Source organism: Mesorhizobium sp. M0968 (assembly GCF_040319065.1).
Taxonomy (GTDB): Bacteria; Pseudomonadota; Alphaproteobacteria; order Rhizobiales; family Rhizobiaceae; genus Mesorhizobium.
Window position 1 is genome coordinate 136598 of sequence record NZ_JAMYNL010000012.1, and the last position, 20178, is coordinate 156775.

Sequence of the window (20178 nt, forward strand, 5' to 3'; positions counted from 1 at the left end):
TCGAAAGCTTCGAAGCATGGTCGCGGAATACATCGACGAGTTCATCATGTTCTGCGCCGGGTTGTGGATGGCTGGCATCGGCTTCGGATTTCTCGCGGACCCGTTCCAAGCTCGCCCCGGCCAGCAGCAAGCATGGTGGACCAACTTTGGGACTCGCTTCAAATGGATGGGACCGCTGTTGATCCTCATCGCGATAGCGCTCGCATTCGCGGCACCTTCCTAGGCTGGCGTCCGACGGCAGCTCGGCACGGTCGGCCATCGTTGATCAACAACCGCCGATTCAAGCTTTGCGCGTCAAGGCAGGCGGTCATCGGCACCGATTTTGCGATGCTTTGCTGCGCGCCGCAGCATAGTCTGCACCTGGCTCCCCTTTAGGCTGGTTCTCATGAAGAAGATTGGTTTCCTCTCGTTCGGGCACTGGACGCCCTCGCCGCAATCGCAGACGCGGACGGCATCCGACGCGCTTTTGCAGTCCGTCGAGTTGGCGGTCGCGGCCGAGGAGCTGGGTGCGGACGGCGCGTATTTCCGCGTGCATCACTTCGCCCGCCAGCTCGCCTCGCCCTTCCCGCTGCTGGCGGCGGTCGGCGCAAAGACCAGCCGAATCGAGATCGGCACGGCGGTGATCGACATGCGCTATGAGAACCCGCTCTACATGGCCGAGGACGCCGGCGCCGCCGACCTAATCGCCGGAGGGCGTCTGCAGCTGGGCATCAGCCGAGGCTCGCCGGAGCAGGTGATCGAGGGATGGCGCTACTTCGGCTACGCCCCGCAAGAGGGCGAGAGCGATGCCGACATGGCCCGTAGACACACCGGAGTGCTGCTCGAAGTGTTGCTGGGCAAAGGCTTTGCGCAGCCCAACCCGCGGCCGATGTTTCCCAACCCGCCTGGCCTGCTTCGCGTCGAGCCGCACTCGGAGGGCCTGCGCGAGCGCATCTGGTGGGGCGCCGCCACAAACGCCACCGCCGAATGGGCGGCGAAACTGGGGATGAACCTGCAGAGCTCCACGCTCAAATTCGATGAAGGCGGAAAGCCGTTTCACGTCCAGCAGGCCGAACAGATCCGGGCTTTTCGTGAGGCCTGGAAGGCGGCCGGACACACGCGCGAGCCGCGGGTGTCGGTGAGCCGGAGCATTTTTGCGCTGGTCGACGATCGCGACCGAGCCTATTTCGGCGGCAACCAGAGCGGAGATCATTTCGGTTACATCGAGGCAGACAGACGCGCGGTGTTCGGCCGCTCCTATGCCGCCGAACCGGACGTCCTGATCGAGCAGCTAAAGGGCGACGAAGCCATCGCCGAGGCCGATACGCTGCTGCTTACCGTCCCCAACCAGCTCGGCGTCGAGTACAATGTCCATGCCATCGAGGCGATCCTGACCCATGTCGCTCCAGGCTTGAGTTGGCGCTGACGGGTTGTGTTAAGTAGGAACCTGCCTCTCTGCCCGGCTCAGGAGCCAAACAGGCGGCTATCCCAGTATACGGGTTGATGCAGGCTGGCCGTGATCAGGGAAAACTCCGGATGTGCCGGATTGATCAACACGTTGTTGTCGGGGCGAGCCACGACGCTTGGCACGATCAGGATCGCGCTGCGGCGCTCGACACACCATGTCTCACCGAATTCCTTGCTCACCGTTGCCGGCATCATATCCCATCCGGGCAACGACGGCTGAGAAAAGATTTCGTAGCTCAGCCCGCGCGGAAGCATGATCTGGACGTAAGGCTGGTTGGGCGGCAGTCTGCCGCTGCCGTGCACCAGCTTTTCCAGCAAGGCCGTTGAATAATGCTCGCTGGTGTAGATCAACGGGCTGCCGGGCGTGTTCCAGCGGCCAGGCGCTATCGTCGAGCCCGTCGCGTCGAAGATCGGATATGTGCCGGCTGGATCGCCGATCCTGAAGCACTGCAGCATGCGATCGAGTATCTGTGCCGTCAAGCAGCGGTGCCGTACTTCAGGCCTGCAAGGATATCGAGCACCAGTTCGGCGCCGATCTCGCTTTGAATGACCACGTCGATCGGGCGTCGGTCTTCCAGCATGGGATGAGACCGAAACAGAAAGTCACGAGCCTCACCTTCGATCTGCCAAACGTCGAGGGCCAGGTTCCATAGGCGCGCCACCCGCGCCACCCGCATGCCCTCTTCCGAAGAGAGTCGGAGAGCACCTCTCTTGCGGCGCTCATAAGTTGCCTTTGGGACGAGGCGATATTTGAATTGCGTATCGGCCGGTGCCAGCAATTGTGAGACGCGTTCAAGCGCACCCAACGGCAATCCGTCTTCGATTCGAGCCATCAGCCCGAATGGCGACCGTGCAGCCGTCTCCTTGGGCGGCAGCCCAGCACATCGGCTATATTTCCAAATGCCATTAGCCTCAGGTGAGGCCAAGTGCAAGCATCCCCGTAGTCTCACGGCTGCTTCCCGTCGGCTCGTTTCAGCATCGCAAATGCGCGACTGATCCGTTGCAGGGCTGTGGCGTTGGCCAGCACTGCGTACAGCGCGAACCCACCCGCCAGAATCCAGGGCGAAGCCGCGCCCATCGCGGTCGCGACTCCGTCGGCGGCGAGCAGCACGCAAATGAACACCAGACGTTCCATCCGCTCGAAGAAATCCGGCCAACCGTGGTTTTTCACAGGGATTTCCAGCGCCGTCCGCGCCTTGGCGTAACTGGTGAGGATCCCGCCCGCGAATGCGAACATTGCGATCGCCCACAGATCGGCAACCCAGCCGATAGCCGCAAAGACGGCCAATTCCTGATAGCGGTCGACGACGGCGTCGAAATAGCCACCGGCCTTGGTGCTCATATTTGTCCGGCGGGCGACCGCACCGTCCAGCGCATCGAAGCTGAAGGCAAACGCCAAGCAAAGGCCAAAGGCAAGACTTGAATGATGAAACGCGTAGGCGGCCGAAGACAAAGCCACGAGCACCAGCCCGCTGGCCGTAACCTGGTTCGGCGTCATGCCGATCCCGATCAGCGGAGAGGCGGCCTGCTCCCATAGCGGGTCGATGCGACTTTTCATGAGACCGGCGATCATGGCGGCTCCTCTGATGATGTCGGTTGACGGGTTTACCAGCAATTTGCGGGTTTGTTCCACCGTCGCCACCGTTTGGGTTGGCCAATGCGGGCCGAGACCGGGCTCAGCAACGTTCTCAACTTGCCGCAAAAACGATCTCGTTTGGCGAATGGGGCCGGCGGATTAAGGTACTCGCCGAGCTGGCGGCGAAACAGAACTTCCAGTCGCTGCGACAGCTGCCCGACAGCATTTTCACGGTTTGGGCGATGCCCTTGTGAGGTGGTGCAAATCGAACAGCAGTCTGGCGGCAGCACCCGAACGATGTGACTATGATCGCTTGCGATCCGTGGGAAGCCGGCCGAAAATCGATGCATAAGTTTCCACCCAAGTTCGCCTACCTGCTCGCGACCTCTGTCGGCGCGGGATTATCTCCAATATGGCCGGGCACGGCCGGCGCAATGGTTGGAGTGGCTGTTGCCGCGGCTCTGATACCCGCATCACCTTGGCTGACGGTGCTTGCCTACGTGGCCCTGTTCGCCGTCGGCGTATGGGCGTCATCGTATGTTATCTCCCGTACCGGGACGGAGGATCCGCAGATCGTCGTCATTGATGAGACCTTCGGCGCGGCCCTAACCCTTTCCATGCTGCCCCTCGATCCGCTCTGGTGGGCAGCAGGCTTCCTTGCTTTCCGGTTTTTCGACGTCGTCAAGCCTTGGCCCATCCGTATCGCACATGACAAGGTAAGGGGTGGGGCCGGTATCATGGTGGACGATGCGGCTGCGGCTGTGGCCGCCGGGGTGCTGCTGCTCCTGCTGAACGGATTGATTGACCATTTGCCGTAATGGCGGCATTCGGCCTCACGGCCAAAGGCCAGCACGATGGTCCATGCTAGTTTAGCGCCACAAGGGGAGGACTGGACTAATGCGAAGCTATAGGATCGCGGCCATTCCAGGCGATGGGATCGGCAAGGAAGTCGTAGCGGCCGGCCTTCGTGCGCTGGCCGCCTGCGCCACGCGCGACGGCGGTTTCAGTCTCGAGGTGCAGCATTTCGACTGGGGCTCGGACTACTACAAGTTCAACGGCGTGATGATGCCCAAGGACGGCACCGAGCGGCTGAAGGCCTTCGATGCGATCTATTTCGGCGCTGTCGGCGCGCCAGACGTGCCCGACCATCTGACGCTTTGGGGGTTGCGGCTCGCGATCTGCCAGCCCTTCGACCAGTACGCCAATGTCCGCCCGACCCGCATCCTGCCCGGTATCGAGAGCCCGCTTCGCGGCGTCACGGCAGGGGATCTCGACTGGGTCATCGTTCGGGAGAATTCGGAAGGCGAATACGCCGGCCAGGGCGGGCGCTCGCATCTCGGCCTGCCTGAGGAAATCGCGACCGAGGTCTCGATCTTCACCCGCGCCGGCGTGACGCGCATCATGCGCTTCGCCTTCGAGATGGCGCGGTCGCGGCCGCGAAAGCTGTTGACCGTGGTCACCAAGTCGAACGCCCAGCGTCACGGCATGGTGCTCTGGGACGACATCGCCCGTGAGGTCGCGGCCGATTTTCCTGATGTCGCATGGGACAAAATGCTGGTCGACGCGATGACAGTGCGCATGACGCTCAATCCGCGCTCGCTCGACACAATCGTCGCGACCAATCTTCACGCCGATATCCTGTCGGATCTTGCGGCCGCACTTGCCGGATCGATCGGCATTGCGCCGACTGCGAACCTCAACCCCGCGCGGCGGTTTCCGTCGATGTTCGAGCCGATCCACGGCTCGGCCTTCGACATCACCGGCAAGGGCATCGCCAATCCGGTCGGCACGTTCTGGTCGGCGGTGATGATGCTGGAGCATCTTGGCGAGCCGGCTGCCGCGGCGCGCCTGATGCGCGCCATCGAGCGCGTGACGGCGGACGCCTCACTGCACACGCCCGATCTCGGCGGAAGTGCCACCACCGATAAGGTCACCGAAGCGGTGTGCGCGGCCCTACTCGGCGACAACGAGTAGGAAAGGAGCAAGCGCCTGGCATCGTTGTCATTCCCAGTGATGGCATCGGCAAGCAAGTCATGCCCGAAGGCGGGAGGCATCCGCACTCGCCGCCGCTCACCGATGATGTTCGTGCGCCTCCGTGCGGAAACCGAGCCCATCAAGTGTTTCGATCAGCACCTGTACAGGATCAGGCACACCGTGCGTTGACCGCCACGCGACAAATCCGTCCGGTCTGACCAAGGCGGAACCGCCGCTTTTAACCCCGAGCACGGAAGGCCACCGATGGTCCAAGTCAAGCAGATCCCCATTCGCACCCAACGAGTGGCACGTCAGCGGCATCCCGAGGCGCTGGCTTACGGAGTCAGCGGCCTGACACCATGCTTCGTCGGCGCAGAGGAGAAGAAGATCGCGGTCGCACAAATCGAGACTCGAAATCCGCTGGCCGGCACGCCCGACCGCGAAATGCGGCAAACGCGTGCCGGGGCGGCCCGACAGCTCCGTGGATTTTTGGAATGGGTGATCGTCCGGTGTGGATTCCAGAGCCACGATGCCTGCAGCGTAGCGTTGGCCAAATACCACGTCGTAATCCTCGACGATCGCAACAGGAGGAGGCAACCGCTTCGACGGATCGTCGAACCATTTCTGTAGGCGGGCGAGCGCTTGCGCCAACGTAGCCTCGATGACCGGCCGGCGCTCCATGTCATAGCTATCCAGCAACGAGGGATCGGCATGCCCGCGTGCTACCATCGCAAGCTTCCAGGCAAGGTTATGGGCGTCGTGGATACCTGAATTGCCACCGAAAGCGCCTGTTGGGGGCATCACATGTGCGGCATCCCCCACAAGAAACGCGCGGCCTCGGCGGAATTGGCGCGCTGTGAGGGCGGCCACTTCCCAGGAGCGCGCATCGACAAGCCTCGTCGTGATGTCCGGCCGGCCCGCACCTCGTATGATCAGTTCCCTGCACTTGGCTTCATCAAAATCCTGTGGTTTCTCGCCCTTTTTCGGGAAAGTACTGGAGCGCCAGAAGCCATCGTCCACCCTGTCTGGGCGTGAAGGTCCCGTTGAGGTCCGTCACGAAGCACGACGTGAAGCGCTTGCCGCCTATCGTCGGAGGCATGTCCGTGTCAAAGACGACATTCATCCAGTGCTGAAGGCGGCCTGCCCCGCTGCGGCTGATCTCCAGCCTCTCTCGCAGGGAACCGTTCGCACCGTCCGCGACGATCAGATAGTCGGCCGAGATGACCTCCTTTGCGCAGGTCGCGAAATCGCGAATTTCCGCGCGGACGACGGTCTCGTCCTGATCGAAAGTCACCAGCTCCGTGCTGAAACGCACGTCTGCACCGTTCCGCTCGGCGTAGCGGCGCAGAATCGGTTCCAGGACGTGCTGATCACACGTCGCTGGTTGCGTGGGGCTGAGGGCACTTGCATCCGGCCACGCCGGTCCGCCCCATTGAATCTGCGGATCGGCGAGATTCCTGGCGCGCGCAATAGCGCCTGCCTGCTGGTCCCCCGTCCGATTTGTACGAATCTCCTCCTCGAGGCCGAGGCTTCGGAATATCTCCATGCTGCGCGGGGAGATGCCGGCAAACTTGTACTGGATTGACGTGTCGGGATGACGCTCGACGAGGACACACGCAATGTCGTTGTGAGCCAAAAGGGCGGCCGCCGTCAGACCGTTCAGGCCGCCTCCGACGACGAGAACCGTGGTATTGGTCATCTCGGATCTCCTCTCATTGCTTTGACCACAAAAACATTTTGATTGATCAAATCATACGATTGGTCCAAGTATGTGTCAAGACATGAAGGAGCGTGGAATGAGACCGAGCCAAGATCGCTTGCAGCACGCCACCGAGGCATGGCGCCTGATGTTTGATTTCCTGATGCGGTCCGCGCCGGACCGGTTGGCGATCCAGCAGAAATTGGGCCTGACGCCCAACGACTCCCGCGCCCTCTTCACGCTCGACAAAGATGCGGGCAAGCCGATCGGCGCATTGGCTGCTCAATGGCAGTGCGATCCATCGACGGCGACCTGGCTGGTCGACCGGCTTGAGCAGGCGGGGCTCGCCGAACGGATTCCGTCGCCAGGCGATCGCCGTGTGAAGCTTGTCAAGCTCACACCCAAAGGTGCCGCAACCATCAAGGAATTGATGAAGGAATATCACAAACCCCCGCCCGAGATACTTGCGCTTCCACGCGCTGATCTGGATCAGTTGATCGGCCTCGTAAGAAAGTTACAGGCTGGCAAATCCGTGAGTTGATCCTATCCCGGAAAGGCACTGGCTAGGATCGGGTAGCCCCGCGTCACACTTTCCATGCTGCCGCTCGAGCCACTCTGGTGGTCGGCAGGTTCCTTGCTTTCCGGTTTTTTTGACGTGGTCAAACCTTGGCCCATCCTATCGCGCATGAGAAGGTAAGGGGTGGGTTCGGCATCATCTGGACGACGCAGCGGCGGCCGTGGCCGCCTGGATGCTGCTGCTGCTGAAGAAGACCATTTGAGCGTTGTCGCAATGGCGACATCAGTCTCGTTGCGTCTCTACTTTCAGCATCACGCCTCTTCCAGTCTGCGTACACGAGCCCTGACCCCATTGCCGATGGCATCAGCGACTTCCGCAGGAAAATCCTTTGGGAGCGATGCAGAAACCAGTTCGACCGCCGCTAGCGCCTGTTGGCGCAGCTCATCAAAGATCGCCTTGACGGGTTTCGGACCGATCCCTGCTTTGGCGGCGGTCTGGATAAAATGGCGTGGCATGACGCTGTCGACGAGGTAGTGGCGTGTGTCACCAATAGCCATCGCCAGTTTCATTTTGTTGCGCTTGATCTGTCCCGCATCAAGGCTGGGCTGCGCTGAAATCACATCATAGAGCGGCGTTATGCGGAACCGGCCGCCGGGGGAAAGAAAGACGCTAAAATTCTTGGCGTGCCCATCTGTGGCGCCGAGAAGCCAAAAGGCAACCACGGCCTTTAAAACCGCAGCCTGGTCTACCTCCGGTTGGTCGCTTCCCTTCATCAAATTGAGGATAGCCGGAACGCCAGGCCCGCCGTCGGATTCGTATTTCAGTGACGGCGGCACAGAAAGGGCCTGGCAGCAGTCTTCCTGGGGCAAACGCAGGAGACGATTGTCACTGGTCCATCGGCGATCGAACCGCTCGACCGCGAGCACGCGATTGCCTTCGAACTCCTCGATTGCGACGACGGCGCTCGGGAGCCCTAGGGCGGTTGTCAGCTTGAGGCAGAAAAATTCGTTCTCGACGCTGAAGGAAAGATCGATGCCATTTGGCAACCGTCCAATCTGTGGTTTGAGGATGTGCGTCGTGGCAGTCGTCGCCAGCGGCTTGTACCAACGTCCTTTCCAGAACAAGAGCGCAGTCTTTTCCTGAGCGCCAGCGATCGAGATCCGGAAATCCTCGTCCTCGCCAAGCCCAAGGGGAGCCGATGCCAGATCGAGGAGAAGACGAGCAATCTCGGTATCGTCAACGGGTTTGCCGTTGACAATACCGGCGGGGCCTGGCTCGACACCATCCGGCAGGAATTGCAATGCGCCGACACAATCGCGCCCGACAGCGGCAAGCAGGTCGTAAGCGTCTATTCCTTGAGCATGAACACGCTCCGCCATACGGCGGCGAATGGGGACGTTGTCGGGCAGGAGATTGTCGAAGACGGCGATGACGCGCGCACCGATATAACGATCTTCACGCAGAGGCAGTGATAGCGAGACGGGCAGCGCGTGCTCCCAAGCAAGCCAGGACGGATCGTACTGAAAATCGATCGCGCCGCTGGATTGTCTATTCAGCCGCCCGACGAGACGGCTGTTCAAGAAGACATTTAGCGGGATGTGCTGCCGCGGACGAGCCATCAGAAGATGTCCTCGATCTCAGCCGGCTTTGCCTTGGTCCGAGGGCGGACGACGAATTCGAGGTCGAGCGCTGCGAGAATATCGCAAAGCGTTCCGAGCTGGGTCCCAGACGCGCCACTCTCGACGGCCGAGATGGTCGCCTGACGCAGCATCGTTTGGTCCCCGACATTGGTCTGGTTGAGGCGGAGCTTGCGACGCTGCCGGCGGACGGCATCTCCAATTTGCTTGGGTGTTCGGGCGATTTGGTCCACAGCATACCTCTCTAGCCATGGTATTATACGCTCGCGCAGATAAATTTCAATATACGCTTTTCCGTATCGAATTTTGTATACTTTGAAGCGTATAAGCAGCAATATGGTCGGCGTATGATCTTCGATCCGCATGGACCGTCACCGCCATGCTTTCAGCTTGTCCGGCCGCCGCCGGCCAATGTGACCGAAGCGAATAGCCGGCATGCTCATAAAGCTCCAAGGCAAAGTGAGGTCAGTCCTAGCAGACTGCGGCAACGGATCGGTTTTTCAAACGGATCTTGCGGCACTCACCCAATCGAGGCGTGCGGCAGGGACAAGGCCATAATTGTAAAAATTGATGCCGTCGACATCCGGCGCCATCGCAGCTTTGACCTTGGCGGTGAGGATGTCGGGGCCGGCCATTTCCGGATAGAACAGCCGGTAGCCGGCGCCGAGGAACTTTTTCACGCCAAGGGCTGCGCGTCCGGCCGCCATCAGGCTGGCGACATCGCCGGGCTGCATGTCGTAGGCACACAGGATTGCCCCGTCACAGACCTTGCCGAGCGCCGCGAGATCGCAGCCGCCAAGCCAACCGTCTTTCAAATCGATGATGACAACGCGGGTCGCCGGATTGGCCACCTCGCGCAGTTCGGCGACCAGGCTGGTCACCGGTTCGAACCGCCACAGCAGGTAGCCATGGAGTTCCGGCCATGGCAAAAAAGTGTCGAGGCCGCTCCCCGGAAAGTCTGGAAAGCGCCGTTCGGGCACGGCGCGCTCGCAGGTCTCGACGATCCATTGCCCGACGAGCTTGCGCGCTACTTCGCCGTCGACGCCGGCCTCGGCCGCGCGCGCAAGGCAGGACGGGCAGAAACATATCGACAACAGAAAATCGTCTTCCGGCATCAGCCCGACACCGTCTTTCTCATGATGGTATTCGTGGGCGAAGCCCATGAAGGACGGGCTTTCAAGCTCGATCCGGTCCGGCCTGTAGCTGTGCGAGATATCGGCGATCAGCGCGCGGACATAAGCGCGCGCTTCCGGATGTGATGGGCAGAGATTGTAGTAGTTGGCATCGCCGAAGGCGTTGCGGGTTACGGCCTGCGGATGAAGCATGCCGAGCCGGGTGTTGTGCAAGCAGACCGTCCAACACGAAACGCCCAGCCCGCCCACCTCGCGCCGGCGGACAAGGTCGCCAAGCACATCGCCGCCTTCCATGATCACCTTCGCCACCTTGGGCTGGATGGCTAGGTCGGCCCAGTGTGCCGCATCTGGCTTGAAATAGATGGTTCCGTCTTCCGGAAAATAGGCTTTCCGGCGCGGGCTGCGCGGCTGCAGAAACCGGCCAGCGTGATACGAAGTCGCCAGACTGATCATGTTGAGCCCGGCACGCTCGACAAGATCGCGCTCGACCATCTCCAAGCCCAGATCCTGGACATCCCAAGGATAGGTCCACATCGACAGTTGCATCCGGTTGTCCTCAGTCTTGATCCTGATATGGGCGTATGGTCGGGAGGGCTTCTTATCAGTCGACCGGCTCGGCGACCTGCATGAGGCAGTCTCCCGCCTCGCACATCGTGTGCAGCCGGCGCGAAAGCACAATGCCGCTTTCGAGGAAGTGCAGGGCTTGCTCGGCGAGGTCGAGTCGTTCGAGGTCGTGGTACCAGCCCGCCAGTTGGCCTGAAGTCACGCTGTCGCCCAGCCTGACTGCCGGCTCGAACCAACCACGGCTTGTGGCATAAAGGCCCTGACTGTGCCGAGACAACGAAAGAAGCCGCGTCGGCGCCGAAGGTCCGGTTGCCGGTGCAAGAACCGGCGCCTCAACCACTCCCAAGGCGGCCATCAGGGCGTCGAGTGCGCGGGCGGTAATCTCCATCGTATCGACCGTGACAGTGCCACCGCCGCCGAACTCTCCGCTGACGCCGATGGCGCCGGCCCGGCGCGCCGCACCCATGGAGGTCGGTGAGGCCTGGCCGTTGTCGGCCACGAACCCATAGGGCATGCTGAGCGTCCGCATTAGCTCCACACCGCGCCGGTGCCGGTCGGGATCGGTATTGTGCTCGACAAGCGCGGTCGGCAGATGCTCCATCGAGGTGCCGCCAGAATGAATGTCGAAGATGACGTCGTGGCGGGGAAACAGTTCCATCTCCAGGAAATTGGCAAGCCGGCTTGTTGGCGTGCCTGACGGGTCGCCCGGAAAGGCGCGGTTGAGATTGCCGCCGTCGAGTGGCGAGCAGCGCTTTGCGGCGATCACCGCCGGCACGTTCGCCATCGGCAGGATGGTGACGCGACCCTTGATCTGCTTGGGATCGAGCCGGCGCACCAGCTTTGCCAACGACAGCTCGCCTTCATATTCGTCGCCGTGATTGCCGGCCATCAGAAGCACCGACGGGCCTTCGCCGTTGCGGACAAGGCAGATCGGGACCTTGACCTGGAAATAGGGCGAACGGTCGATCGAAAACGGAATGCTGAGATGGCCGAGTGTCTTGCCGTCCCGGTCGAAGTCGAGCGTATGGCTGAGGCCGGTGTGCATGGCGGCGGCTCAGATAGCTGCGATCGCAGTGACCTCTATGCGGAGATCGGGATCGGCGAGACGCGCCTCGACACAGGCGCGCGCCGGCAGGCGCGCAGGATCCACCCAGGCATCGTAGATGCTGTTCATGGCATCGAAGTCGGCGATCTGCGGCAGGAAGATGTTGATCGCCACTAGCCTCGACTTGCTGCTGCCGGCCTCAACAAGGAGCGCCTCGACCTTGGAGAGCACGTCGCTCGTCTGACCCTCGATGCCGGCCTTGCGGTCGTCTGCCACCTGGCCTGCGATGTGCACGAGGCCGCCATAGACGACCGCCTGAGACATGCGGGAGCCGGACTGGAAGTACTTGATCATATCAGATCCTTTCGAGGTTCTCTTTTTTGGAAGTGGCCGCGATATCTGCTCAGCCGAAATAGGTAGGAAAGGCGTGGCGGACATACCCGGCCGCGTCGGCGCCGAAGATCACGCGATAGCGATCGAGGCAGGTGCAGGGGTGCGAGATGCCGAATTCAACGACGTCACCAACGGCAATATCGTCGCCCGACGCAATTGTCAGGAAGGCGTGCTGGTCGTTGAGCTTGAAGACCTCGGCACGCGCTTTCGGCAGCTGCTTGCCGGCACGAAAGATGGTCACGACCTTCGGAAAGCCCTGGTCGAACGACACGTCGCGCATGCCCATACCGCAGATAGCAAGGCCGGGCTCCGGCCGCGACAGTACCTCGGCCCAAAGACGTAAAGCCGGATGGAAGGAATTTCGTGCGGAAGCACCGACGCCGCCGATCGCAAAACCGTCGCGGGCATCGAGTGCGCCGAGCGACCTGTCGTAGACGCCATGGTCGTGAAAGAAGATGGCGCCGCTGCGCAGCACCAACGTGGCATTGCCGTCCCTGGAGACGAGGGGCGAAAGCGCTGCGACCACCTTGTCGAAGTACACCGAGCCGCCGGCGGTGGCGATCAGCGGGGTGTCGCCGCCGACGCGGGCGCGGAGCCGCAGGAACATATCGGCTGTCATTGCCAACAGCGCGGATATCGCCTCATCGGTACGGCCAGGATCGGCTTGCGCCGCGGCACCTTCGTAGGCTGCGACGCCGGCGATCAGCAGCCGCCCTCCGGCAGCTACAACCGCGTCGGCGATCGCCTCGGCTTCGCCGGTGGTCCGGGCGCCTGCCCTCCCCGCACCAAGTTCGACGAGCACGCGCAATGGCGGCAGCGTCGCATTGGCGCGCCAAGCTTCAGCAAGCGCATTCACGGCGTCGAAAGAGTCGGCAAAAACGTAGAACTCGGCGCTTGGCCAGGCGCCGACAAGGACAGCAAGTCGGTTCGCACCACCTGGTCCGCCGACCTCGTTGGCGATGATCAGCCGAGAGAGCCCGGATCTGAGCATCACTGTGGCCTGCCTTATGTCGGCGACGGTCGTGCCCCATGCTCCGGCCTCGACCAGGGACCGGGCAAGGTCCGGCGCCATCGGGGTCTTGGCATGCGGGGCGATCACGGCGCCCTGTTCTCGCGCATACCCCAAGAACAGGTCACGATTGGCGATGAAGGCCTCCTCGTCGAGGGTCAACACCGGCAACGACATACGTCCATGCGCTGGATGCCAGCGCTCAGATGCGACAAAGCTGCTGTCCAGGCCGAGGGTGCCAGGCGGAACGCCGCGGATACGATCGTCGAGCAGGAAATTTTCACGGGTCGCGAGCGACAGTACGGGTGAGTTTTCGGTCATCCGATGCTAGTCCTTTCGCTTTCGCAGGATGAAGTCCGGATCGATTTCCGATGCCGGCCACACCATGAGAGAGATGCGTGCCAAAGCGTTACTGCGGACCGATCATCGATGCCCACCATCACCTGTGGGATCTCGGCCTCGGCCGCCATCCCTGGCTCGCGCCCACGGCTGGCGAACGCGGCGGTCTGGGCGAGCTTGGCCCCTTGCGGCGAAACTACCTTCCTGAAGATTATTTGCGCGACGCCGGCCAGCACAGTGTCGTCGCCACCGTCCATATTGAAGCCGGTTGGGCCGGGGATGACTGCGTGGGTGAAACGCGGTGGCTTGAAACCCTCGACAAGTCGCGCGGCGTGGCCGCCCGTTACGTCGTTCACGTACCTCTGGCGAACCGCCAAGCGCCGGCGCTGGTCCAGGCGCAGGCGGCATTCGACCGTGTCGTCGGCGTACGCGACATACTGAGCTGGGATCCTGATCCCGCCCGTCGTTTTGCCGCCCGCGACGGCATCATGGACGATCCGGCCTGGCGTGCCGGCCTGTCCCTGCTTGGGCGCCGCCGGCTGGTTTTCGACCTGATGGTGTTTCCGCGCCAGCTCACCGGCGCGGCGCGCCTCGCAGCGGCATTTCCAGACCAGCTCTTTGTTCTCAACCATTGCGGCAGCCCGATCGATCGCGATGCGGACGGAATGCGGGTGTGGCGCGAGGGGCTGCGGCTTTTGTCGGAGCGCGAGAACGTCGCCATCAAGATATCGGATCTGGTCGCCTACGATCATGATTGGACGCTCGACAGCCTAAGGTCGGTTGTCATGCATTGCATCGACTGTTTCGGTACGCGGCGCGCGATGTTCGGCAGCGACTTTCCGGTCGCCGGCCTGCATGCATCGTTCGATGCGGTGTATGACAGCTTCAAGGCCATTGCAGGAGAGCTTTCCGCGGACGAGCAGACGGCACTGTTCTACGGCAATGCACGGCGCATTTATCGGCTGGACGATATGTCATCGGCGGGCCTGCTCTCTGCCTGAGAGAAGCAGCAGCCCCAGGATCAGCGACCCGAACAGGATACTGCGCCAGCCAGGCGATGCGTTGACCACGGTGATCAGCGCCGTGATCGTAACCAGCAGGATGGCGCCGGGGATGGTGCCGGCATAGGTGCCAAGCCCGCCGAGGATCGAGGTGCCGCCAAGCACCACGGCGGCAATCGAGGCGAGCAGATAAGGATCGCCGATACCGACATAGCCTTGTCCGTTCATGCCGAGGACCAACACACCGGCAAGTCCCGCACAGAAGCCGCTGATGCCGTAGACCGCCAGCGTGGTCGAGGCGACGGGAACCCCGGACAGCGCCGCGGCGAGCGAATTGGCGCCCATCGCGAATATCCGGGCGCCAAGGGATGTCGCATGCATCGTGGTCAGAACGATCACTGAAATGACCACCCACAAAAGCACGCCTGCCGGAATACCGACCGGCCGCGCATTGCCGAGCCAGCGGACCAGCGGGTTCTCGGCGGTCACGGCACTGCCGCCGGCGATGATGATCAGCAGACCTTGCAGGAATGTCGCCATCGCCAGCGTCATGATCATTGGATGAACGCGCAACAGCGCCACGCCCAGCCCGTTCACCAGACCGATTGCGCTCGTCAACGTGAGAACTGCAAGAACGGCGGTGAGCCCTGTCGGATCCGCCTGCCATGAAAGCAGCGGCAGGCTGACAGCGCTAACCGTGACGATCGCCGCGACGGAAAGGTCGATTCCGCCGGCAATCACCACGAAAGTTTGGCCCGCCGCGACCAGGCCGACCACCGCGCCCAATTCAACCAAATAGCGCAAATGCCCATAAGCGCCGAAGCCAGGTGAAGCGAAGCTCGCCGCGATCCATACCGCCGCAACTATAGCGATCGTAAGGAAGGGCCGGCTGCGCAAAATCGTCACGGCGCGCCTGCCGCTCACACTGACTTTCCGTGCTGTCATTGCTGCACCTTGCGGAATTGCGGGATGGCGACCGCCCCGATGATGATGAGGCCCTGGGCGACATATTGGGCGACCGGCGTGAAGCCGAGGAAGAACATGACACTGATCATCAGGCTGAGCAGCAGGCTGCCCGCAAGAGCGCCGCGCATGGTACCTTGGCCGCCAAGGAAACCGATGCCGCCGAGCACTGCGGCGGCTATGGAATTCAGCGTGAACGCCGTGCCGATGACTGGATCGCCCGAACCCGTTTGCGCGGCGATGAACAGGCCGGCGCCTGTGCAAAGCAGGCCGCTAATCGCGTAGGCGGCGATCCGGGCACCGTCGACCGGCACGCTGGAGCGGTAGGCGCCGACGGGATTTTCGCCTGCAGCATAGATGCTCAAACCAAGCGGCGTGGCGAGATAGAGTTTCCACAAAACCACGATGAGTACCAGCAGCACGAATGCCGCCGGCGTGTTGCCGGCAAGCAGGTCCGACAGCCACTCGGGTATGGCGCCCCCCGGCCTCGGCAGGATGAGCAGGGCAGCGCCGCCGATAATGAAGGAGCCAGCCAGCGTCACCACGATCGCCGGCAACCGAAGTTTCACGACGATGAACCCGATCGCGGCACCGATGCCGAGACCGGTCAGCGCCACCGCAGCGGCACCGCCGGCTACGCCCAGCGGTCCAGTCATCGTCGTCGCAGCGATCACTGCGCCCAGGCTGACCATGGCGCCGATGGCCAGGCTTATGCCGCCGGTGAGCATGAGGATCGCCTGGGCCATGGCGACCAGCGCCAGCGGAAACCAGCTCTGGGTGAATTTGGCGAAACCGGACGCTGTCAAGAGGCCGGGAAACAGGAAACCGTAAGCAATGACGAACGCCAGGACCACAGCGAACAGGCTGCGCACGCCGACATTGCGGCGCAGCTGAACCGGCCAGTAGAGCGCGCCGGCTTGGCTTGAGGATGCGACCGCGCTCATGCCGCAACTTTCTGCTGTTCGGCGCCCATTGCGGCGGAAACGATGGCTTCCTCGCTCAGTGCCTCGCGCTCGAGCATGGCCACGATGCGGCCTTCGCGGACCACGCCGACGCGGTCGCAAAGATGCACCAGTTCGGGTGTGTCGGAACTGAGCAGCACGATCGCCTTGCCGGCGGCGGCGAGTTTGCGAAGCATCATGTAGATCTCACGCTTGGTCTCGACATCGACGCCGCGCGTCGGGTCGTTGAGGAGAAGCACAAGCGGCTCGTGTGGCATCCATTTCGCCAGCGCGACCTTCTGCTGGTTGCCACCTGAGAGTGCCTGTGCCGGGCGGTCGAGGTCGCCCTTGATGGCAAGCTGGGCGGCGAGACCCCTTGCCATATCGCGCTCGGCACGCCGACTGCGCAGCTTCAGCGCCGGCAGCCTTGCGAAGGCGGGCAGCATCATATTGGTGATGATGGGATGGATCAGGTGCAGGCCTTCGCGCTTGCGGTCAGCCGGGACATAAGCGAGGCCGAGCGCATTGGCGTTCGGCACGCCGCCGGGCAAACCCGAAACACCGTTTACGGTCGCGGATACCGTCCTGGCGGGGATCGCGCCGTAGAGGCCAAGCAGCAGATCTTCCTGCCCCTGCCCGACCAGGCCGCCAATGCCAAGCACCTCGCCCGTCCTGATGTCGAGATCGACGTCGCGCATCAGGCCGGCCGAAAATTTACGAACCGAGATGGCGTCGGCCGGCGATGGCGAAGGCCGCCATCGTGGAAAGAGATCGCCGGGGTCGCGGCCGACCATCAGCCGTACCAGCCCGGCGGCATCGGTTCCTTCCAGCGAGCAGTCCGCCGTGCAGGTCCCGTCCTTGAGCACGGTGACATGCTCGCACAGCGCCATCACCTCGTTCAGTCGGTGTGAGATGTAGAGAATAGCGATGCCCTCGCCCCGAAGCCTCTCCAGCAGGTCGGTGAGGATTTTTGTCTCAGTTGCCGATAGCGATGAGGTGGGTTCGTCGAGAATGAGCACGCGCGGCCGGCGGTAAAGCGCCTTGGCGATCTCCACCATCTGCCGGCGGCCGAGGGACAGGTGCCCCACCGGCGCAGACAGCGGTTCGTAAAGCCCGACAAGATCGCATGCGGCCCTGGCCCGGACGGCAAGCTCGTTGTAGTCGATCAAGCCGAACCGCTTGGGATAGGCACCGAGCCCGATGTTTTCGGCAATGGACAAGCTGGTCGTCAGGCTGAGTTCCTGCTGGACAACGGCGATCCCGGCCTGTCGCGCATTAGCGGGGGTCATGCGCGAGACCGGGCGCCCATCGACCTCGATCGCCCCGCCGTCCGGGCGCAAGGCGCCGGACAAAAGGTTGATCAGTGTCGACTTACCTGCGCCGTTCTCGCCCAGCAGTGCATGCACGCGGCCGGGCTGGAGAGCGATTGAAACGTTGCGCAGAACGGGGTTGCCGAAAAAGGACTTCGACACCCCCTGCGCGGCGAGAAGCGGAGCCGTGGTTGTCAATGCTACAACCCTTCAGGCTTATTTTTGGGCCAGCAGCTTCTTGAATAGATCCTCATCGTACGGCGAATAGATGTAACCGTCAGCCGGGAAATCCTTCGCCCGGGCGAGGTATTCGTCGATGTTGGAATTGTCGATCACCGGCAACGGGATCTTGACGAAAGCCGGCACATCCTCGCCCTCCAGTGCCTGGACGGCGGTGTAGGTGGCGAAGGCGCCGAGCCAGTTCGGCTGCATCGTCGCCCAGCTCTTCAGGCCCTTTTCCTTCCACAGTTCGAGAAACTGGCGCGCATTCTCGCCGGTGATCGGCACCTGGTCGCGGCCCTGCTTGTCGAGCGCGAGCACGGCGCCCGCCGACAACGCGCCGCCCAGCGACAGGATGCCGTCGATTTCGGGGTTGGCGAAAAGCAGGCTGGTGACGGCCTCCTGGGCGGGCGCGACATTGTAGGGCGTGTTCGTCTCGGCAAGCACCTTCACATCGGGATGGGCCTTAAGCTCGGCATCGGCGCCTTTGCGCCGGTCGTCGCTGACCGAAACGCCGGCTGGGCCATTGAGGATGAGGATCTTGCCCTTGCCGCCGATGGCGTCGATCAGGAACTTGGCCGCCTGATCGCCCCACTGTGAGGAATCGGTGTTGACCTTGGCGGTCACCTGGTCGGTATCGACGAGGCTGTCGAAGTTGATGATGGCGATGCCTTTGGCGCAGGCGTCCGCCAGCACGCGCGCCGGCGCGGTCGACGAACCAGCGATCAAGATGATGGCATCGACATCGGAATCGATCATCGACTGGATCTGCTGAATCTGGACGTTGGCGTCGCCCTGGGCATCGGTCACGACGAGTTTGTCGACCAAGCCTTGCTTCTTCAAAGTCTTGACTTCGGCTTCGATCGTGCCCTGTGTCTGCTTCATCCAGGTCGGCACTGAATAGATATTGGCCCAGCCGATCGTATATGGCGCTTTGCGATCGCCCTTGATGCATTTAGCGGCGGCGTTGGCCTGCGAACCGGCGCCGAGGCTGAGGAGGAGGCCGAGGCAAAGGGCACTGGCGGACGCGAAAAACGATGATTTCGTCATGATTGTTCCCTTCTGAAGTTATGCCTGGACGTGCGGGATCGGGACGAGAGAACCCGCCGGTTGCCGTATCGGAAACCGCCCGTTTTTCTCGTCAGGACTTTCTGCGCCTGGCTCGTTATTGTCCGATATTTCAGACAATAGGCCTGTATATCGGACAAACGGGATGCTAGACTGAGCCTTGACATCTTTCAAGCGTCTTGAGACGAGGGCCGAATGATTTTGCGCGGGTGCGGCCTACATGAGCGATGGCGTCACTGGTCTAATTGAAACGGAAGCCGGCGCCGAGCCGCGCAATGGCGAACGGCGTCGCGGGATCGACCGCGTCATCATGCTACTCGAGGCCCTTCTGCGGCACCGCGCGCCGATGCGCGTCGGCGACATCGCCAAGATGATCGGCGCGCCGCGTTCAACCACTTATGAAATCGTCAACAGCCTGCTGGAAGCCGAAATGCTCGAAAATGTCGGGACGGAAGGCTATGTCTATTTCGGAAAGGCGATGCATCTGTTCGGCTGGGCCTACTCACATCATAATGCCCATTACCGGCGCATCATCGAAACCCTGGACAGACTAGGCGCGGAGACGGGCGAGACCGTCCAACTGTGCGGCCTGCGCGGGACCAAATATGTCGTCCTTGATTGCCGGGACTCGCCTGGCCCGTTCCGGATTTCAAGCGATGTCGGCGTCGAGGTGCCGATACCGTGGACGGCGTCCGGTAGGCTGCTGCTCGGCCATATGAGCGAGCAGGAAATACGGGACTTCATTCCGCCTGGCGACTACACGCTTCCCGACGGCCGCGTCATTGCGCCAGCCGAGTTCTTCGACGATGTCGCTCTGGCGCGCCAGCAAGGTTTCAGCGAGACCGCCGCTCTGGCCGACCGCTTCACCTGGTGCATGGCCGCGCCGATCCGCGACGGCAACGGAGCCATCAACAAGACGCTTTGTTTCGTGTTGCCCGTCGACACGCCAGAAGCGCGGCGCAGCGAATTGCTTGCCCTGTTATGCGAGCGCGCCAGTGGGTTGTCGCTCGCGGGAAGCTAGTAGAAAATCGGCGCGCGAAGGTCCGGGGTAGGCTCCGTTCGTTCAGCCGCAGCAGCGAAACCCGAAACTGGTACTCCGGTGAGTATGGCAAAGGCGGCAGCGCGCTCCTGCTACCAGATCATCGGATATTCGATCGGAAAGATCGGCGGTCGGCTTCGGCCTGGTTCAGACCTGCCTACGGAGTGTCGCCGACCATGCCTGAGAACAGCACCGAACCGCGCTGGTCGAGAAGAGAAAGGATAGTGATGGGGTGGACGCCCCCTCGACGGCATCGATGTGCCAGAATGGTGGTGTTTGACAGCCACCGTAAGAGAGGGAGCGTC

The 20178-nt window shown here is 62.3% G+C and carries 21 protein-coding genes and 1 pseudogene; 7 read left to right on the forward strand and 15 right to left on the reverse strand.

Annotated elements, in window-relative coordinates:
* Window positions 1-16: 16 nt before the first annotated feature.
* Window positions 17-223 (forward strand): hypothetical protein, encoded by a 207-nt coding sequence (locus NKH67_RS21040; RefSeq protein WP_352470946.1) that lies wholly within the window; start codon window positions 17-19, stop codon window positions 221-223.
* Between the two features lie 162 nt (window positions 224-385).
* Window positions 386-1405 carry an LLM class flavin-dependent oxidoreductase gene (locus tag NKH67_RS21045; protein WP_352470945.1) on the forward strand — a complete coding sequence of 340 codons (1020 nt, stop codon included), beginning with the start codon at window positions 386-388 and terminating at the stop codon, window positions 1403-1405.
* A gap of 38 nt (window positions 1406-1443) precedes the next feature.
* Here the strand turns inward: NKH67_RS21045 and NKH67_RS21050 are convergent, their stop codons facing one another.
* The 3 genes and pseudogenes from NKH67_RS21050 to NKH67_RS21060 form a co-directional block, all read right to left on the reverse strand.
* Window positions 1444-1926, reverse strand: coding sequence for an RES family NAD+ phosphorylase (locus NKH67_RS21050; protein ID WP_352503465.1), 483 nt, complete (start codon window positions 1924-1926; stop codon window positions 1444-1446).
* Window positions 1923-2353 (reverse strand): annotated as a pseudogene (locus NKH67_RS21055) (antitoxin Xre-like helix-turn-helix domain-containing protein). Before NKH67_RS21055 ends, NKH67_RS21050 begins: the two are co-directional and overlap by 4 nt.
* Before the next feature lie 39 nt (window positions 2354-2392).
* Window positions 2393-3019: a CDP-alcohol phosphatidyltransferase family protein gene (locus NKH67_RS21060; protein ID WP_352470942.1), complete on the reverse strand. Its 627-nt coding sequence runs from the start codon at window positions 3017-3019 to the stop codon at window positions 2393-2395.
* A 308-nt stretch (window positions 3020-3327) separates the two neighbouring features.
* On the opposite strand from NKH67_RS21060, the gene NKH67_RS21065 reads away from it, so the two are divergent.
* Together NKH67_RS21065 and NKH67_RS21070 are read left to right on the forward strand one after the other, a co-directional pair.
* A complete protein-coding gene (locus tag NKH67_RS21065) occupies window positions 3328-3840 on the forward strand; it encodes a phosphatidylglycerophosphatase A family protein (protein ID WP_352470940.1) in 513 nt (170 codons plus the stop codon).
* A gap of 79 nt (window positions 3841-3919) precedes the next feature.
* A complete protein-coding gene (locus NKH67_RS21070) occupies window positions 3920-4996 on the forward strand; it encodes a tartrate dehydrogenase (RefSeq protein ID WP_352470939.1) in 1077 nt (358 codons plus the stop codon).
* 96 nt (window positions 4997-5092) lie between these two features.
* On the opposite strand, the gene NKH67_RS21075 is transcribed toward NKH67_RS21070, so the two are convergent.
* Together NKH67_RS21075 and NKH67_RS21080 are read right to left on the reverse strand one after the other, a co-directional pair.
* Window positions 5093-6016 (reverse strand): FAD-dependent monooxygenase, encoded by a 924-nt coding sequence (locus tag NKH67_RS21075; RefSeq protein ID WP_352503466.1) that lies wholly within the window; start codon window positions 6014-6016, stop codon window positions 5093-5095.
* Window positions 5952-6695, reverse strand: coding sequence for an FAD-dependent monooxygenase (locus NKH67_RS21080; RefSeq protein WP_352503467.1), 744 nt, complete (start codon window positions 6693-6695; stop codon window positions 5952-5954). Before NKH67_RS21080 ends, NKH67_RS21075 begins: the two co-directional genes overlap by 65 nt.
* Before the next feature lie 97 nt (window positions 6696-6792).
* Here NKH67_RS21080 and NKH67_RS21085 point away from each other — a divergent pair, with 97 nt between their 5' ends.
* The gene (locus tag NKH67_RS21085) at window positions 6793-7236 is read left to right on the forward strand and encodes a MarR family winged helix-turn-helix transcriptional regulator (RefSeq protein ID WP_352470937.1); all 444 of its coding nucleotides are present in this window, start codon (window positions 6793-6795) and stop codon (window positions 7234-7236) included.
* A 287-nt stretch (window positions 7237-7523) separates the two neighbouring features.
* Here the strand turns inward: NKH67_RS21085 and NKH67_RS21090 are convergent, their stop codons facing one another.
* The 6 genes from NKH67_RS21090 to NKH67_RS21115 all read right to left on the reverse strand — a co-directional run bounded on the left by NKH67_RS21090 (window position 7524) and on the right by NKH67_RS21115 (window position 13314).
* Window positions 7524-8831 (reverse strand): type II toxin-antitoxin system HipA family toxin, encoded by a 1308-nt coding sequence (locus NKH67_RS21090; protein WP_352503468.1) that lies wholly within the window; start codon window positions 8829-8831, stop codon window positions 7524-7526.
* Window positions 8831-9214, reverse strand: coding sequence for a helix-turn-helix domain-containing protein (locus NKH67_RS21095; protein WP_502893783.1), 384 nt, complete (start codon window positions 9212-9214; stop codon window positions 8831-8833). Before NKH67_RS21095 ends, NKH67_RS21090 begins: the two co-directional genes overlap by 1 nt.
* 135 nt (window positions 9215-9349) lie before the next feature.
* Window positions 9350-10528, reverse strand: a complete 1179-nt coding sequence (locus NKH67_RS21100) for a hypothetical protein (RefSeq protein ID WP_352470935.1) — start codon at window positions 10526-10528, stop codon at window positions 9350-9352.
* A gap of 55 nt (window positions 10529-10583) precedes the next feature.
* Window positions 10584-11591 (reverse strand): succinylglutamate desuccinylase/aspartoacylase family protein, encoded by a 1008-nt coding sequence (locus NKH67_RS21105; RefSeq protein WP_352470934.1) that lies wholly within the window; start codon window positions 11589-11591, stop codon window positions 10584-10586.
* Between the two features lie 9 nt (window positions 11592-11600).
* The gene (locus NKH67_RS21110) at window positions 11601-11945 is read right to left on the reverse strand and encodes a RidA family protein (RefSeq protein WP_352470933.1); all 345 of its coding nucleotides are present in this window, start codon (window positions 11943-11945) and stop codon (window positions 11601-11603) included.
* Window positions 11946-11994: 49 nt separating this feature from the next.
* Window positions 11995-13314, reverse strand: coding sequence for a type III PLP-dependent enzyme domain-containing protein (locus tag NKH67_RS21115; protein ID WP_352503469.1), 1320 nt, complete (start codon window positions 13312-13314; stop codon window positions 11995-11997).
* Between the two features lie 77 nt (window positions 13315-13391).
* Here NKH67_RS21115 and NKH67_RS21120 point away from each other — a divergent pair, with 77 nt between their 5' ends.
* Window positions 13392-14333 (forward strand): amidohydrolase family protein, encoded by a 942-nt coding sequence (locus tag NKH67_RS21120; RefSeq protein WP_352503470.1) that lies wholly within the window; start codon window positions 13392-13394, stop codon window positions 14331-14333.
* On the opposite strand, the gene NKH67_RS21125 is transcribed toward NKH67_RS21120, so the two are convergent.
* The 4 genes from NKH67_RS21125 to NKH67_RS21140 are packed head-to-tail and all read right to left on the reverse strand — an operon-like array spanning window position 14307 to window position 18816.
* Entirely contained in the window at window positions 14307-15278 is a 972-nt protein-coding gene (locus NKH67_RS21125) for an ABC transporter permease (RefSeq protein ID WP_352503471.1), read from the reverse strand. The genes NKH67_RS21120 and NKH67_RS21125 overlap by 27 nt on opposite strands.
* A complete protein-coding gene (locus tag NKH67_RS21130) occupies window positions 15275-16240 on the reverse strand; it encodes an ABC transporter permease (RefSeq protein ID WP_352503472.1) in 966 nt (321 codons plus the stop codon). The genes NKH67_RS21125 and NKH67_RS21130 overlap by 4 nt, the downstream gene beginning before the upstream one ends.
* The gene (locus NKH67_RS21135; protein ID WP_352503473.1) at window positions 16237-17745 is read right to left on the reverse strand and encodes a sugar ABC transporter ATP-binding protein; all 1509 of its coding nucleotides are present in this window, start codon (window positions 17743-17745) and stop codon (window positions 16237-16239) included. The genes NKH67_RS21130 and NKH67_RS21135 overlap by 4 nt, the downstream gene beginning before the upstream one ends.
* Window positions 17746-17763: 18 nt before the next feature.
* Window positions 17764-18816 carry an ABC transporter substrate-binding protein gene (locus tag NKH67_RS21140; RefSeq protein WP_352503474.1) on the reverse strand — a complete coding sequence of 351 codons (1053 nt, stop codon included), beginning with the start codon at window positions 18814-18816 and terminating at the stop codon, window positions 17764-17766.
* A gap of 238 nt (window positions 18817-19054) precedes the next feature.
* Here NKH67_RS21140 and NKH67_RS21145 point away from each other — a divergent pair, with 238 nt between their 5' ends.
* Window positions 19055-19855 (forward strand): IclR family transcriptional regulator, encoded by an 801-nt coding sequence (locus NKH67_RS21145; protein ID WP_352503475.1) that lies wholly within the window; start codon window positions 19055-19057, stop codon window positions 19853-19855.
* Window positions 19856-20178 lie beyond the last annotated feature (323 nt).